Below are 14,537 nucleotides of genomic sequence, written 5' to 3'. Positions count from 1 at the left end.
CGCCCCCACCGTCTCCGCCGCCGCCGGGTGTGCCGGGGTCGTCGTCCCAGACGCTGCAGTCGTGCTGCTCCGGCGGGCACGAGCCACCCGGGTCGACCCGTCTCGCGGCGGTGGCCGGGGCGATGCCCGCGGCGACCAGCGCGAGGACCAAGGCGGGACCCGCGATCCGGGCGATGCTCCGGTGCCGCGCGGGTGCCGGACGGGGCGCCCCGGCCCGCGGGGGTCGGGCCGGGGTGCCCCTGCCTCCCCGGGTCAGCACGGCTGGTCCTGGTGGGCGGCGCCGGCGCTGATCAGCCAGCGGCCGTCGGGGTAGCGGGTCGCGGTGGCGGTGGCGAGGTACCGCTTCCCGCCGCTGCCGGGCACCACCCGTCGGTCCTTGGTGTAGACCAGGCGGTATCCGGTCGCGTCGAGGCAGTCCTGGATCTCGACGGTGGCCGGCACGGCGTTCAGGCTCACCGCGGTCACCGTGGGCTGCGATTTCAACGTTCCGGTACGCATCGCGCCGTGCTCCTTCGCCTCGCGAATGGCCACTCGGACCCGGGTCAACAGCGGATCCGCGAGGAACCGGGACAGTTCCGGCGAGTGCGGATCGCTGTTCCGACTTGCCGTACGGGACGCGGTGAGATAGCCGGAATATGCGTCCAGGGCGGCTTTTCCGGCCGCCTGTTCATCGGCCTCCCGGTCGGCATCGGCTGCGGCGGCCGGGGCTGTCGGCGGCCGGACGGCCGCCTCCCGGCTCGTGCCGCACGCCGTGATCGACGCCGTTGTCGCGACTGTCATCAGGCAGATTGCCGCTCGGCTGAACTGCCGTCCTCGCACCGCCGTGCCTCCTCGATGGCGGCCCGGCCGCAACCTTCTCGTCGCCGCCGGGCATGCGGAAGCGGGCCCGAATGGTCACATCCGGAGCTCTCGATTGCGCTACCGCATTTACCTTCACGGATCTCTTACGAAAGCGAAGCTCGATGCCTTCCAATCGTCTCGGTGAGGCTTGCGTCACACCCAAGGGGGGAGCATAAGCTGACGCCCGCCGATGCAACAGAGGAAATTCGCGTGAATACGCTGAGTGATGAGAGGTGGTGGTGGCGGGTGGCGACGACCGACTCCGCACCGATCGCGTCCCGACGGGTCGCCCGCCGCGCCGGCCGGCGACGCGCATCGGCGCCGGGTGCGGGCTCCGCTGGCCGGATGGTGGAGGCCAGTCGACCCACTCGCGGCATCTCGTCCGATCCGTCCGTTCGTCGCCGATCGCCGTCGCCGTGCCGGCCGGGGATGGCCGAGGCGGCCCCGTACGCCACTGCCCGCCGGCGGCGCCCGGTCCCTTTCTGCGCCATCCGCTACACCCGAGCGTTCGTTAAGTCACGCTCCGTGTTCACGTTCGACGGCTCGCGTGATCAAGCCGGGCGGCGGGCATGGCGCTGACCGGCCCTCGCCCACCGCAGCCCGATCAGGCGACCCCGTCGGCCGTCGACGGTGCCCCGCCCCGTGGCCGCCGATCCGGCGTCGCGCGGGCGGCGCCGGCGGCTCTCCTGCTCACCCCGTTGCTGCGCCTGGCGGTGCTGCGGCACGCCGTACCGGCCCGATCCCCGCTCCGCACCGGATGCGCGGCCTGCGGCGCGCCCGTGGACCTACGCGACCCCTGGCCGGCGCTCGGCCCGGCCGCCCGCTGCGGACGATGCCACGCCCGGACGGGGCCGCGACCGGGCGCTGTCGAGCTGGCCGCGGTCGGGGCCGTCGCGGTGCTCGTGCTGCTCGGCCCACCGGCGGCCGAGCTGGCCGCGGTCGCCTGGTGGCTCGGCTGGGCCCTCCCCCTCTGCTTCATCGACCTCGCCGTGCACCGGCTGCCGGACCGGCTCACCTGGCCGGCGGCGGCCGGGGCCGGGCTGCTGCTCGGGGTGGCCGCGCTGACCGACGCCGGCGCGGGCCCCTGGCTGCGGGCCGTGCTGGGCGGCGCCGGGCTCGCGCTCTTCTTCGCCGCGACCACCCTGCTGCTCGGCGCGCGGGGCTTCGGGCTGGGTGACGCCAAGCTGGCCCTCGGCGTCGGGGCGCTGCTCGCCTGGCACGGCTGGCCGGTGCTGGTGGCGGGGCTGATGCTCGCGCTGGGGCTCTCCGCCCTGGTCAGCCTCGGTCTGCTCGCCGCCCGCCGGGCCCGCTGGTCCAGCCACCTGCCGTTCGGCCCGTTCCTGGTGCTCGGCACCGTCGCCGCGCTGCTGATGGCGGGCTGAGTCAGCGGCGGGAGCCACCGATCGGGTCCGCCACCGGTGGTTCGGCGGGCGACCGGCGGCGCAGCAATCCGGCCACCGCCCGCGTCAGCGGCGGAACGAGCAGCAGGACCACGCCGGCACCGAAGAGCAGGCCGGCGACCACGTCGTGCGGGTAGTGCACGCCGACGAAGACGCGGGAGAACGCGGCGAGCGCGGCCAGGGGCAGCGCCACCAGGCCGATCCGACGGGCGAGCAGCAGTGTGGCGACCGCCAGCGCCCCCGCCACCGTCGAGTGGTTGCTCGGGAACGACCAGTCGCCGGTCGGCGGGCAGGCGCCGGCGATGATCGCCTGGGTGGCCGCACGGCACGGACGGTCCTGGTCGACGATCGTCTTGAGCCACTCGCTGCCGCCGTACGCGAGGACGACCGGGATCGGCGCGACCAGGGCGAGGGCCCGGTCCCGCGGGCCGGCGCCGAGGCGGGTGAGCGCCGCGGCCAGCAGCAGCAGGCCGAGCAGCACGATCGCCCCCTCGGTGAAGTGCCCGGCGAACCAACGCACCGGCTCCGGGCTGGTCGCTGCCGCGTCGACGACGTCCTGGTACCAGTCGGCGCTGATCTCCGGTACGTCGATGGTGCCGCTCTTCACCATGAATCACCCCACGCTTCGTTCATACCCCGTTCACCTTGGAGAAAGGTACGGATAACCGAGATTCAACGACAGCGGCGAAGGGCAGGAGGGTCACCTGACTTTCGTCCCAGTGATCTCACAGCTTGATTTGCCACGATCCGGACGAGACGCGACCACGGGAGGCTGCGTGCACACCACCGCCACGGACGGCCGGCCGGAAGTCACGGCGTCGGGTGGCGCGGAGAGCTGGCGAATCCGGCGTACCGGGGCCGACCTGGATCGGCTCGCCGAGACGGAATCGGTGTTCGCGCTCGGCAACGGCTGGATCGGGTGGCGGGGCACCCTCGACGAGGGAACGCCGTGCGGGATGCCGGGCAGCTACCTCAACGGCTTCCACGAGCGGCGCAGGCTCGACTATCCCGAGGACGGGTACGCCTTCCCGCAGTTCAGCGACACAGTGGTCAGCGCGCCGAACGCCGCCCTGATCCGGCTCTGGGTCGACGGTGAGCCGCTGGACGTACGCACCGGCACCCTGCGTAGCCAGGAACGGACGCTCGACCTGCGGGCGGGCGTGCTGCGCCGGGAGACCGAGTGGATCTCACCCTCCGGTGGCGGCGTACGCATCCGCAGCACCCGGCTCGTCTCCCTGCCCCGACGTCCGGTCGCCGCCGTCCGGTACGAGGTGGAGCCGCTGGACGGCCCGGTCGAGGTGCGCGTCTGCTCGGACCTGCTCGCCAACGAGCGCGTCCCGGAGCGTTCGGACGACCCCCGCGCGGCCGATGTCGTCACCGACCCGTTGACCGCCGAGACCCGCCGTGCCGCCGGCCTCGACGGGGTGCTGGTCCACCGCACCGACCGCAGCGCGCAGCGGGTCGCCGTGGCGGTCGCCCACCTGGTCGACACGCCGCCCGGCGTCACCGCCGACGGCGACTGCACCCCGGACCGGCTGCGCGTGACGCTCACCGGTCGGCTGGCCAGGGGTGAGCGGCTGCGGGTGACGAAGTTCGCCGCGTACGAGTGCGCCCCGGTGGACGGCACACTCCCCGACGACCTCGCCGACCTGGTCGTCGCCGAGGCGGCAGCGGCCCGAACGGACGGCTTCGACACGCTGCTCGCCGCGCAGCGGACGGCGTTGGACGCCCTGTGGCGCAGCGCCGACGTGGAGCTGGACGGCGACCCGGAACTCCAACTCGCGGTGCGCTTCGCGATGTTCCACCTGCTCCAGGCCGGTCGTCCGGACGGGGACCGGACGATCCCGGCGAAGGGGCTGACCGGCAACGGGTACGACGGCCACGTGCTGTGGGACACCGAGGCGTACGTGCTGCCGGTGCTCACGTACGTCGCCCCGGAGGTCGCCCGCTCCGCGCTGCGGTGGCGGCACGCGCACCTGCCCGAGGCACGGGAGCGGGCCGCCGAGCTGCGGCTGGCCGGCGCGACCTTCCCCTGGCGGACCATCGGGGGCCGGGAGTGCAGCGGCTACTGGCCGGCCGGGACCGCCGGGCTGCACCTGAACGCGGACATCGCCGACGCCGTGCTGCGGCACGTCGCCGCCACCGGCGACGCCGAACTCCTCGCCGGGCCGGGCCTGGAGCTGCTGGTGGAGACCGCGCGGCTCTGGCACCGGTACGGCCACCGCGGCGACGACGGCGCGTTCCACCTCCACGGGGTGACCGGACCCGACGAGTACAGCGCGCTGGTCGACGACAACGTCTTCACCAACCTGATGGCCCGGCGCAACCTGCGTGGCGCCGCCGACGCCGCCGAACGGCATCCGGACCGCGCCGCCCGCCTCGGCGTCGACCGCGCCGAGGTGGCCGGCTGGCGCGACGCGGCCGACGCGATGGCCGTCCCGTACGACCGAGGGCGCCGGGTGCACCAGCAGTCGGCGGGCTTCACCGAGCGGCCGGAGTGGGATTTCGCGAACACCGGGAAGGACGACTACCCGCTCCTGCTGCACTACCCCTACCTGGAGCTCTACCGCCGACAGGTGGTCAAGCAGGCCGACCTGGTGCTGGCCATGCTGCGCTGCCCGGGCGAGTTCACCGCCGACGAGAAGGCCCGCAACGTCGCCTACTACCAGCCCCGTACGGTCCGCGACTCGTCCCTGTCGGCCGCCCCGCAGGCCGTGCTCGCCGCCGAGGTCGGGCACCTCGACCTGGCGTACGACCTCTTCGCCGAGTCCGTGCTGCGGGACCTCGCCGACCTGGGCGACAAGACCGCCGACGGGCTGCACCTCGCCTCGCTGGCCGGGGCGTGGCTGGCGTTGGTGCAGGGCTTCGGCGGGTTGCGCGACGACCGGGGCGTGCTCGCCTTCGACCCACGGCTGCCGCGCCGGATCGACCGCCTCGCGTTCCACCTGCGGTGGCACGGGCAACGGCTGCGGGTCACGCTCACCCGGGACGAGGCCCGCTACGAGTTGCCGGACGCCGGGCCGGAGAGCACGGTCGAGGTGTGGCACCACGGTGAACGGCTCTCCGTCGCCGGCGGCGCGCCGGTGACCCGGCCGATGCCTCCGGTGCCCGATCCCGGGCCTGAGCCGCCCTGCCCGCCGGGCCGGCGTCCGCCGCGCCGGGCCGGCGGCTGACGCTCAGGTCGTGGCGAGCCCGCCGGACATCCGCTCCCGGACCTTCTCCAGCGCCTCGAAGGCGTACGCCCAGTTGTGGCACTTGAAGCTGCGCAGCCCGTCGATGGCGGTGTGGCAGTCGGCGCAGCTGACGCCGGGGATGGCGGCGGGCACCTCGGTGTTGACGTACTTGCGGTCACCGAGGATCACCATCGCGATCATCGTCCGGTCGTGCACGCCGTCGAGGGCGGACGAGACGATGTCGTACCAGGTCACCCGCCGACCGCACTTCGGGCAGTCCGGCTCGTCGCCGCTGACCCAGAGCGGTGCGCCGATGCTGCGCGGCGGGATGCCGAGCAGCTTCTCCAGCCGCCGTACGTCCGACTCGGGCGTGGTCCAGCGGTGCCGGCCGGGCAGCGCGGCGGGCGAGTCGTAGACGGCACGGAACAGGTCCGGTTCGACCTGCACGGTCTCCCGCTGACTGGTCATCGGCGTCCCTCCTCGACGGGTGCCCCCACCGTGGTCCGCCGACGGCGAGGGTCGCAGCCGGATCAACGACACGACCACCCGACGGGTCGTCCTATCCGATGATCCTCGTGAACGGACGCCTCACCGCGCCGCGCATGCTCAAGCGGGTGTGGCACGCCACCGAGCCGGCGGCCGCACTCGCGGCCCCGCGGTCGCCGCTACTGCCGTTGCTCCCGGAGCCGCTGCTCGACGGCCTCCTGCACGCGGGCCTCCTCACGCTGCTTGCGCACCGTGCGGTTGCGGCGTCCGAGCCGGATCGCCAGCACGACGACCGCGATGAGGACGAGGACCAGTAGCAGCAGGGTCCACGGGACGACCCAGGCGTGCGTCGTCTCCTCGATCTTGTCGAGCGGGGTGACGGAACCCGAGGCGTCGGTGAGCAGGGGCGTGAGAGTGGCGGACGCGGCGAGCCGGAACGCCGGGCTCACGTCCTTGATTGGCACGGTGACCTGCCAGCTCTCGCCGGGCAGCAGCTCCGGTGTCTTCGGCAGGTCGTGGGCCTTCGCGCGCAGCAGCCCGAACGGGCCGGAGACCGAGGCCGCCTGCTGGCTCGACAGGGCGGCGTTGCCGGTGTTGTGGACCTTGTACGTGACGGTGGCGTCGCCCCGGCCGAACGGGTTCCAGGTGCCCTTGTAGTCGACGTCGAAGTCCTCGATCGCGAGGGCCGGCTTCAGCTCGCCGCCGACGCGCAGCTTGATCCGGATGCCGAGCCGCCGGTCCACGTTGATGCCCTCGGCCTGGTCGGGCTGGGTCAGGGAGGTGAGGACGCCGCCGACGTAGTCGCCGGGGGTGGCGTTCGCCGGAACGCTGATCTTGAACGGGACGGTGGCGCTCTTCCCCGGCTGGATCGCGACGCTCGCGGTGTTCGCGCGCACCCAGGCGCCGATGGCGACGGATTTCTTGTCCCGGGTGAGCAGGTCGAGCTGGCCGGCCTCGGTGGTGAAGCCGTCGGCGGCGTAGACGGTGAGGTTCAGCGGGGCCTTGCCGCGGTTGGCCACGACCATCCCGTCCTCGATGGTGCCGCCGGGGTTGACGTTGTAGCTGTAGCTGGACCGGGTCGCGCCGTAGCTGTTGGAGGCCGTTCTGACCGTCCAGGTGACGTCGCCCTCCGCCGCCAGGGCGGGTCCGGCGCCGACACCGGCGACAGCGGCGGCGGCGAGCAGGGAGAGGGCTGTGGTACGGAGAAGCGTGGCGGTCCTGGTCTTCCAGCGCGTTGCGGGCGCGTGCATCTCTGGTCCTTCGGGTGATCTTGGGGTGGCTCGAAACGGGTGGCGGGGTAGGCCCCGAAGGTGCCTACCCCGCCGGTGAAGCGGATCCGATCAGCTGCTCAGGGCAGTGATCGTGAGGGTGGCGCGGTAGCTGCCCTTCGCGACCTCGTTCGGGAACTTGAGGTCGAGGTCGGCACCGAGCTTGGCGGTACCACGGGCGTGGCCCTGGTCGGCCGAACCGAGGCCGCGCGAGATCGCGAGGCCCTGGCCCTGGTCGTCGTAGCCGGAGACCACCGCGGCGCCGGCCTGGGCACCGGCCCCGGACTCGACGATCTTCGGCGACCAACCGAGGTACGAGCCGGCGATGGTCTTGTCGCCGTCCTTGAAGTCGCTCACGTTGGCCGAGATCGACCAGGGGGCGAGCGAGAAGCGGCTGTCCGAGACGACGATCGGGTTGATCTTGCCGTTCGCCTCGAAGTACCAGCCGTTGTGCTCCTGGGCGGTGCCCAGGTTCACCAGGCCGTTGTAGCCGTCGATCGTCCAGCCGAACTCACCGGTGGCGTTCGGCACGTTGACCTGGATCGACTGGCCGTCACCGTTGTACGGGTGGATCGTCACGTTGTCGACGATCGAGCCCACCGGCTGGCCCTCGGGCGTGTTGTTGCACCAGCTGCCCTTCTCGACAGCCGCGTTCGGCGCCGCGCAGGTGCCGCTGCGGATGTTCTCGACGACCAGCTTGTCGGCCTTCACGCCCACCTTGACGTAGGTCCGGACGTGCTCCTGGTTCTGCACGGAGTTGTACCAGAAGTTGTCCGGGTTCAGCGGGTCCGGCCGCTGGCCGTTCGGGTCGGTGTCCGCCGCGTTCGGCTTCTTGATGTCGTAGTACTTCGAGCCCGAGGCCGAGTTCGCCGTCACGTAGATGACGCCGCCCGGGCCCGGGTACACGTCGGCCGCACCCGGCTGCTCGGCCGGGTTCTCCTTCTGGCCGTTCTTGAGCGAGTAGCTACGCGAGTAGCTGTGGTCGTGACCCTGCAGCACCAGGTCGACGCCGAGCTCGGAGAAGGCGGTGGTGAAGTCCTTCCGCCGCTGCTTGTTGTCGCCGTCGCCGGAGTGGCTGGCCGGCGAGTAGATGGCGTGGTGGTAGACCAGCACCGTCCACTTCGCCTCGGCGCCGTGCTTCTTGATCACGTCGGTGACGTACGCGACGTGCGCCGCGTCGCCGCCGAGCGAGCCGTCGGCGGGGTTGACGTAGCTGTTGCTGTTGATGTCGATGAAGAGCGTGTCCTTGTGCATGTACCAGAAGTCACCGCCGGAGCGGGTCGCCGAGTCGCCGTTGTAGTACTGGCTCGAGCGGTCCGTGTTCGGGGTGAAGTGGTGCTGCTCCCAGGACTTGCCACCGACGTCGTGGTTACCGATGGTCGCCGCGACCGGGTACTGCCGCAGCTGGTCGGGGGCGAGGAACGCGTCCCACTGGGCCTCGTTGTTCGCGGACTCCACGTGGTCACCGCCGGAGACCAGCAGCTCGATGTCCGGGTTCGCGGCGGTGGCGTAGCGCAGCGTCTCCGCCCAGCCGGCCCCGTCCTTCGCGATGTCGCCGGACGAGCCGATCTGCGGGTCGCCGAAGAACAGGAAGTCGTAGTCGCCCTCGAAGTCGTGCGTCTTGAAGGCGTACGCCGCGGACCAGTTGCCCTCGGAGCCGACGCGGTACGAGTACCCCGTGTTCTCCTTCAGGTTGGTGATCGTGGCGTGCCGGTTGTAGCCGGTGGTGGAGGTGTTCGCCGCGCCGGTGGCGTCGAAGATGACGGCGTCGGCCGGGAACTCACCGTTGACGATCGAGGTGGTCGGGGCGACCTGGACCTTCTGCGCGGTGTCACCCGAGGAGTACCAGGTGACGATGCGCTGGGTCTCGTTGGCGCCCACCCCGAGGACGATGCCGCTGTAGGAGGTGGCGTCGGCGGCGCTGGCGGCGGTGGTCAGGCCACCGCTGAGCGCCACGCCCAGACCGAAGATCGCCGCAGCGGCCCCCGTGGCCACGCGACGTCGCACAAGCCGGGAGGCCTGTGCCGAGGTGCTCATTCTCATCAATTTCCGTCCTTTTCGGATGAGAGGTGCTGCGAGAGCGTCCTCAACCTGGCCCGGTTCGGTGAACCGATCATGAATCGGGTCGGGCCGTTTGGTATCGCTCCCAGGAAGACCAGCGTTTTCTCAGAATCCGAATACGCGCTGCACGAACCAGAAAAGACCCATAGCGGCCACACCCGCGGAAACCGCGCCCGTGGCCCAGAGTCCGGCCTTCGGCGAGCGCCGGCGTAGCACCGCCAGCAGCGGAAAGGCGACGGCGATAATCGCGAGTTGAACTGTTTCGATTCCGACGTTGAACACCAGTAGCGACCAGAGCAACTGCCAGGACCAAGCCTCGTCGATGCCGAGCGCGCCCGCGAAACCCAAACCGTGTACGAGACCGAAGCAGAACACCACTGCGAGGCGCAGCCAACCCGCACGGTCCAGACTGAAGTGTCCCCGGCCCGCCGTCTCCAGATCCGTGGTGTGGTCACCGCGACGCCAGATCCCGAAGAGGTGCCAGGCGGCCACCACGGCTATCGACAGCGCGATGACGGGCTCCACGATCCCCGCCGGCGCGTCGACCAGGCCCAGGGCCGCGAGCATGAACGTCACCGAGTGCGCCAGGGTGAAGCTCGTCGCCGCCAGCACGATCTCGCGCAGCCGCCGTGATCCGGCGATCAGCGCCAGCAGGAACAGGATGTGGTCGAGCCCGGTCAGCAGGTGCTCGGCGCCCAGGCGCAGAAACTCCCAGAACCGCGCGTACCACGTCTGCCCCGTCGAGAAGGACGGGTGCTCGGCGTCGAGCGCAGCGCTGCCCGAGCTCCCGTCGACGTCGTACGTGAGGATCGTCTTGGTGCCCTTGACGTAGCCCTCCGAGTCGGGGAAGAGGCCACTGCGCACCTCGTGCGCGCCGCCGTGCTCGGCGCACGCCCAGTCGAGCAGCAGGTCGGCATAGGGCACGCCCTCCCGTACGCCCATCGTGAAGTCGCCCACCTGGCTCGGTACGCAGGTCGCACCGCCGGACGTGACCGAGACCCGGTTCGTGACGTACCCGACCGCCGACTTCTTGTGGGCGTTCAGCGCCGCGGCCATGCCGGCCATGTCCCGGTCGTCGAAGGCCGGCTGCCCCTGCTGGAAGAGGGGGTCGTCCTTCTCGTAGTCGGCGGTGGAGACGACGAAGAGGTCGTACTCCAGCTCCAGTTTCGTCCGTACGTGACCTTCGTCGCCGGCCGTGACGTCGCCGTACACGGTCGACGTGAACCCGTGAGCGAAGACCGGCCCGGTGCTCAGCAGGGTGATCACCACGGCGGCGAGCCCGACGACCACGACGGCGAGGCTTCTGCGAATGCGTTGCGACATGCTCTTCCTTCGGTTGGCCAGTGCACGGTGCATGTCGCGGATGAACGGCAACCGGTCGAACGAAGAACCGTTGGCAAACAAAGTCGCAGGTCAGGCCCCGGGCGGCCGGCATCCGGCGGGACCTGGGATAGGAAGGAGCCCGCACTTTCCGTACGCCTCGAGAGGACGACGACATCTTGCGTCCCCCGCTTCGGGCCGTGGCGACCCTGGCCGCGGTCGCCGCCCTGCTCACCGGCTGCGGCACCGGCGACGACTGGTCGCAGCCCCGCCCCACGCCCAGTCCCGTCGGCGCCCTCGGCACCGGCTTCGTCGACCCCAGCGACCCGCCCAAGCCGGAGGGGACCGTCACGCCGCGGCCCGGATCCTGGAACGCGGTGCACCCGCCGAAGGGCTACCGGGTGGTGCTGCTCACCACGGGCGACGACGCCCCCACCAAGGCCCTCGTCACGGCGGTCGAGGAGTGGGCCGAGGACGAGGACGTCGACCTCCGGACGGTGGTCCCCAAGGACGCGCACGACTTCGTGCCGAGCATCGACCGGGCCGTCAAGATGACCCCGGACCTCATCGTCAGCGCCGGCAACGACCTGATCGACCCGCTCGCGATGGTCACCGCGAGCCACCTGTCGCAGCAGTTCCTCGTCGTCGGCGCGGAAGTCGCCGAGCCCACCCACAACGTGACGGCGGCCGACTGGTCCGGCGCGTCGTTCCGCGGTGAGGGGCTCGGCATGTCCTCGACGTACGACCCGAACTCCTTCACGGCCGAACGCTGCGCGGCGGCCATCCGGGCGGGCGTCGCGGCAGTGCTCAACAACCTGACCGGCATCGTGATCTGGCTCGACCAGCACTAGGCCCGTTCCGCGCGGCCCGTCCGGCGAGCCGGGGCCGGCGCGGCCGGGCACGGTCGTGGGAGACAGGCTCCGCAGCGGGACCCGGAAACGGCACTGCCCGGCCGGCGACGAGAGTCACCGGCCGGGCAGCTTCGGTCTCGATCAGACCCCGGCGGTCAGCTCGCCCAGGCCCTTCAGCATCTCGGCGAGGTCCGCGGTCTCCGCCGGGGGCGGCGTCTCGATGTTCACCGCCTTGCCGTAGTCGGTGTAGTCGACGGTCAGGTCGCTCATCGTGCCCATGACCGAGTGCACCCGGCGCGGCCGGTACTGCTCGTCGACCCAGACGTCGACCGTGACGTCCTTGACGCCCTGCTTCGCCAGCTGCTCCTCGACCTGCGGCCGCACCTTGGCGTCGACCTGCCCGAGGTACGTCGCCACCGGGGCGGTCACCGTGTAGTGGACCGTGCGGGTCCCGTTGATCGTCTCCTCACCGACGACCTTGACGCCCTCGGTGGCCAGCAGCGTCTTGACCTGCTTGGTCGGGTCGACATCCTCGAACTGCTTCGAGAAGTCCATCCCCGCCGGGGCGCCGGCAGCCGCCAGGTCGAGCTTCATCCAGCGCTTCCCGTCGGCGCTGGCACGCTCCGCCTCGGGAATCTCCACGTAGATGGCGGTGCCGATCATCCGCATGGTCATCGGGGTACCGTCCGGGCCCGCCGCCTCGATCTGAGCCTTGAACGGGTCACCCAGATCCAGCACGCCCTTCCCGGAGAGCTTCTGACCGGCCGCCGTGCCCTCCATCGTCACGGCCACCGAGTCGCTCTTGTCCGTCGTGTCGACGATCTTCTGCAACGAACCCTTGAGGTCGCTGGCGAGCAACTCCAGCACGGTGGGTTGCTTCGGCTGCTCCGACGACCCCGACTCGGAACCGCAGGCGCTGACCGCGAGCGCCGTGAGCGCGGAGACCGCCACAACCGTGGTCTTCTTCCACAGTGACACTGACAGCTTCTTTCCCCCGAAGGACTCTGGAGATCTCTCCAGATCGACGGGCGACACGTTATCCCAACCGGGCGACAGCAAGCGGCCCCCATCCCGGTCGCGTGGTGAGCCCCCGGGGCGTTACGCCTGCGACATCGGTGTCACCGGCACGCCCACCGCGCACTCAGGGCTCGCCTGGGGTCGCCCGCGCTGGAGTCGGTCGGCATGGGTGTCGAGATCGAGGTCGTGCAGGACTTAACCGACGACCTGGTCCAGACCCTCGCGCGACTTCTGCCCCAATTGTCTCGTCTCTCGGCTCCCCTGGACGCCGAGTCACTGGCGAGGCTCGTGGCCCGGCCTGGCAACCGGCTGCTGGTGGCGCGCGTCGACGGGCAGATCATGGGGACGCTCACCCTGCTCCGGGACTCGGGGGTCTACCGGTTCGACTCGGGTACCCAGGCCGACTGACGGGGCGAGCCCGAGAGCCGCGCGCCTCGCCGTGGGGGTCGGGTAGCCTAATGGATCGTCGGGCCGCTAGCTCAATGGCAGAGCTGTGGACTTTTAATCCATAGGTTCAGGGTTCGAGTCCCTGGCGGCCCACCGACCGCACCATTGTGCGAACCGGTGGCCCCGTCGAGATGCCCTCGTCCGTTTCGGGCGGGGGCATCGTCGTGTCTGTGGGGACCTTGAACACGGGTACGACTCCCTGGTCGGTGAGTTGGACTTCGGCGATGAGGGTCTCGATGGCGGCCTTGCGCTCGGTGTCGCTGCCACTGGCCATGATCGTGGTGAGGTAGTCCCGGATCAGGGCGATGGTGCCGGGCGCCGGTGGGGCGGGCTGGGCGGTCAGACAAGCTGCGAGTTCGGCGTGCCGAGTGTGGAGTTGAGCCAGTTGCTGGCGGAGTTCCCGGATGCGCGGGCCGGCGGTGGTGTCGTCCATGGTGCCGTTCTCGAACGCGGTGTGATACCGGTCGATGGCCGCTTCGGTGGTGGTGATCTGGTGGGCGAGGGCGGTCAGTTCGGCGCCGCGGTCGTCCGTGGTGCTGGCGCGCTGGGCGTGGGCGCGTTCGATCATGGCGGTCAGGACGGGTTCGGCGGTGGTGTAGAAGTCGTGCAGCGCTTTGAGGATGGCGTTGTCGAGGTCGTCGGCGGGTAGGCGGGGTGCGTCGCAGGTGGAGTGTTTGCCGTAGCGGGTGCGGGTGAAGCAGGTGTAGTAGCGGTAGCGGCGGGTCCGTCCGTTGGCGGACGTGCCGATGTAGCGCTGTCCGCAGCGTGGACATGTCAGTAGGCCGGTGAGGTAGTAGTCCGAGTCGGACATGGCCCGCCGGGTTTGGACGTCACCGCGCGCTGCGGCGATGTCCTGGGCGCGCTGGAAGGTGTCCCGGTCGATCAGCGCGTCGTGGGCGTCAGGGACGTAGACGTCGCGGTAGGCGATGTCCCCGACGTAGGCGGGGTTGTCCAGGATCCGGTTGATGGTGTGTCCGGACCACTTCTTCCCGGTCCGGTTCGGGACGCCGCGTTCGTTGAGGATGGTGGCGATGGCGCGGGTGCCGACGCGGTCGCGGGTGTAGAGGCGGAAGATGTCGCGGAGGATGGGGGCCTCGTCGGGGTGGCGGACGAGGCGGTGGTCGGGGTTGACGAGGTAGCCGTAGGGGCGGGTGCCGCCGGCCCATTTGCCTTTGCTGGCTTTCGCGGTCATGCCACTTTTCACTCGGTCGATGATGATGTTGCGTTCGAATTCGGCGAACACGGCGAGGAGTTGGAGCATCATGCGGCCGAAGGGTCCGCCGGTGTCGACGGGTTCGGTGGCGGAGGAGAATCGGACGCCGGATGCTTCGAGGATGTTGATGAGGTCGAGTAGGTCGGCGACGCTGCGGCTGAATCGGTCGAGTCGGTAGACGAGCAGGACGTCGTAGAGTCCGGCTTTCGCGGCGTGGAGTGCTTTCCGGAGACCCGGTCGGTGGGTGGTGGCGCCGGAGGCGTCGTCTTCGTATTCGGCGACGATGGTCCAGCCGGGTTGGGACTTGACGTATTTCTCCAGGGCGGCGCGTTGGGCGTCGAGGGAGAAGGGTTGGTGTTCGTCGTCGGTGGAGCGGCGGATGTAGACGCAGACTCGGCAGGGGCCGGCGGGCCGCTCGGCTGTGGTGGGTTGGTGGGCGCGTCGGCCGCGCCGTTTGGGTG

General features: G+C 70.9%; 12 protein-coding genes and 1 tRNA gene. 5 read left to right on the top strand and 8 right to left on the bottom strand.

Going from position 1 to position 14,537, the window contains the following annotated elements; genetic code table 11:
- Positions 1-252: 252 nt before the first annotated feature.
- Positions 253-780, bottom strand: coding sequence for a hypothetical protein (locus E1211_RS23085; protein ID WP_243709652.1), 528 nt, complete (start codon positions 778-780; stop codon positions 253-255).
- A gap of 629 nt (positions 781-1,409) precedes the next feature.
- Here E1211_RS23085 and E1211_RS23080 point away from each other — a divergent pair.
- On the top strand, positions 1,410-2,222 hold the full coding sequence (locus E1211_RS23080) for an A24 family peptidase (protein ID WP_132351105.1): 813 nt from the start codon (positions 1,410-1,412) through the stop codon (positions 2,220-2,222).
- A gap of 1 nt (position 2,223) precedes the next feature.
- On the opposite strand, the gene E1211_RS23075 is transcribed toward E1211_RS23080, so the two are convergent.
- Positions 2,224-2,850 (bottom strand): phosphatase PAP2 family protein, encoded by a 627-nt coding sequence (locus E1211_RS23075; protein WP_132351104.1) that lies wholly within the window; start codon positions 2,848-2,850, stop codon positions 2,224-2,226.
- Between the two features lie 166 nt (positions 2,851-3,016).
- Here E1211_RS23075 and E1211_RS23070 point away from each other — a divergent pair, with 166 nt between their 5' ends.
- Positions 3,017-5,413 (top strand): glycoside hydrolase family 65 protein, encoded by a 2,397-nt coding sequence (locus tag E1211_RS23070; RefSeq protein WP_132351103.1) that lies wholly within the window; start codon positions 3,017-3,019, stop codon positions 5,411-5,413.
- Positions 5,414-5,416: 3 nt separating this feature from the next.
- Here the strand turns inward: E1211_RS23070 and E1211_RS23065 are convergent, their stop codons facing one another.
- The 4 genes from E1211_RS23065 to E1211_RS23050 all read right to left on the bottom strand — a co-directional run bounded on the left by E1211_RS23065 (position 5,417) and on the right by E1211_RS23050 (position 10,551).
- On the bottom strand, positions 5,417-5,881 hold the full coding sequence (locus tag E1211_RS23065; RefSeq protein ID WP_132351102.1) for a hypothetical protein: 465 nt from the start codon (positions 5,879-5,881) through the stop codon (positions 5,417-5,419).
- A 197-nt stretch (positions 5,882-6,078) separates the two neighbouring features.
- Positions 6,079-7,149: a WxL protein peptidoglycan domain-containing protein gene (locus E1211_RS23060; protein WP_132351101.1), complete on the bottom strand. Its 1,071-nt coding sequence runs from the start codon at positions 7,147-7,149 to the stop codon at positions 6,079-6,081.
- A gap of 90 nt (positions 7,150-7,239) precedes the next feature.
- The gene (locus E1211_RS23055) at positions 7,240-9,210 is read right to left on the bottom strand and encodes a metallophosphoesterase family protein (protein WP_132351100.1); all 1,971 of its coding nucleotides are present in this window, start codon (positions 9,208-9,210) and stop codon (positions 7,240-7,242) included.
- A 123-nt stretch (positions 9,211-9,333) separates the two neighbouring features.
- The gene (locus E1211_RS23050; RefSeq protein ID WP_132351099.1) at positions 9,334-10,551 is read right to left on the bottom strand and encodes a HupE/UreJ family protein; all 1,218 of its coding nucleotides are present in this window, start codon (positions 10,549-10,551) and stop codon (positions 9,334-9,336) included.
- Positions 10,552-10,748: 197 nt separating this feature from the next.
- On the opposite strand from E1211_RS23050, the gene E1211_RS23045 reads away from it, so the two are divergent.
- Positions 10,749-11,399, top strand: a complete 651-nt coding sequence (locus E1211_RS23045; RefSeq protein ID WP_243709651.1) for a hypothetical protein — start codon at positions 10,749-10,751, stop codon at positions 11,397-11,399.
- 141 nt (positions 11,400-11,540) lie between these two features.
- Here E1211_RS23045 and E1211_RS23040 read toward each other — a convergent pair whose 3' ends face one another.
- The gene (locus tag E1211_RS23040; RefSeq protein ID WP_132351097.1) at positions 11,541-12,377 is read right to left on the bottom strand and encodes an LppX_LprAFG lipoprotein; all 837 of its coding nucleotides are present in this window, start codon (positions 12,375-12,377) and stop codon (positions 11,541-11,543) included.
- A 204-nt stretch (positions 12,378-12,581) separates the two neighbouring features.
- On the opposite strand from E1211_RS23040, the gene E1211_RS23035 reads away from it, so the two are divergent.
- Both E1211_RS23035 and E1211_RS23030 read left to right on the top strand, forming a co-directional pair.
- Entirely contained in the window at positions 12,582-12,824 is a 243-nt protein-coding gene (locus E1211_RS23035) for a hypothetical protein (protein WP_132351096.1), read from the top strand.
- A 60-nt stretch (positions 12,825-12,884) separates the two neighbouring features.
- Positions 12,885-12,956: transfer RNA gene (locus E1211_RS23030), tRNA-Lys, on the top strand.
- Here E1211_RS23030 and E1211_RS23025 read toward each other — a convergent pair.
- The coding region (locus E1211_RS23025; protein WP_132351095.1) for a recombinase family protein at positions 12,931-14,537 on the bottom strand (1,607 nt) is incomplete at its 5' end. The genes E1211_RS23030 and E1211_RS23025 overlap by 26 nt on opposite strands.

This window comes from Micromonospora sp. 15K316 (genome assembly GCF_004348525.1).
In the GTDB taxonomy this organism is placed as follows: Bacteria; Actinomycetota; Actinomycetes; order Mycobacteriales; family Micromonosporaceae; genus Micromonospora.
Note: the sequence above shows the minus strand (reverse complement) of the source record. Positions and strands in the feature narration are given on the sequence as shown.

What these genes read in the sequence shown, in the direction of transcription:
- E1211_RS23085 (WP_243709652.1), bottom strand. Translation starts at nt 780, where the DNA reads ATGACAGTCGCGACAACGGCGTCGATCACGGCGTGCGGCACGAGCCGG.
- E1211_RS23080 (WP_132351105.1), top strand. Translation starts at nt 1,410, where the DNA reads ATGGCGCTGACCGGCCCTCGCCCACCGCAGCCCGATCAGGCGACCCCG.
- E1211_RS23075 (WP_132351104.1), bottom strand. Translation starts at nt 2,850, where the DNA reads ATGGTGAAGAGCGGCACCATCGACGTACCGGAGATCAGCGCCGACTGG.
- E1211_RS23065 (WP_132351102.1), bottom strand. Translation starts at nt 5,881, where the DNA reads ATGACCAGTCAGCGGGAGACCGTGCAGGTCGAACCGGACCTGTTCCGT.
- E1211_RS23060 (WP_132351101.1), bottom strand. Translation starts at nt 7,149, where the DNA reads ATGCACGCGCCCGCAACGCGCTGGAAGACCAGGACCGCCACGCTTCTC.
- E1211_RS23055 (WP_132351100.1), bottom strand. Translation starts at nt 9,210, where the DNA reads ATGAGAATGAGCACCTCGGCACAGGCCTCCCGGCTTGTGCGACGTCGC.
- E1211_RS23050 (WP_132351099.1), bottom strand. Translation starts at nt 10,551, where the DNA reads ATGTCGCAACGCATTCGCAGAAGCCTCGCCGTCGTGGTCGTCGGGCTC.
- E1211_RS23035 (WP_132351096.1), top strand. Translation starts at nt 12,582, where the DNA reads ATGGGTGTCGAGATCGAGGTCGTGCAGGACTTAACCGACGACCTGGTC.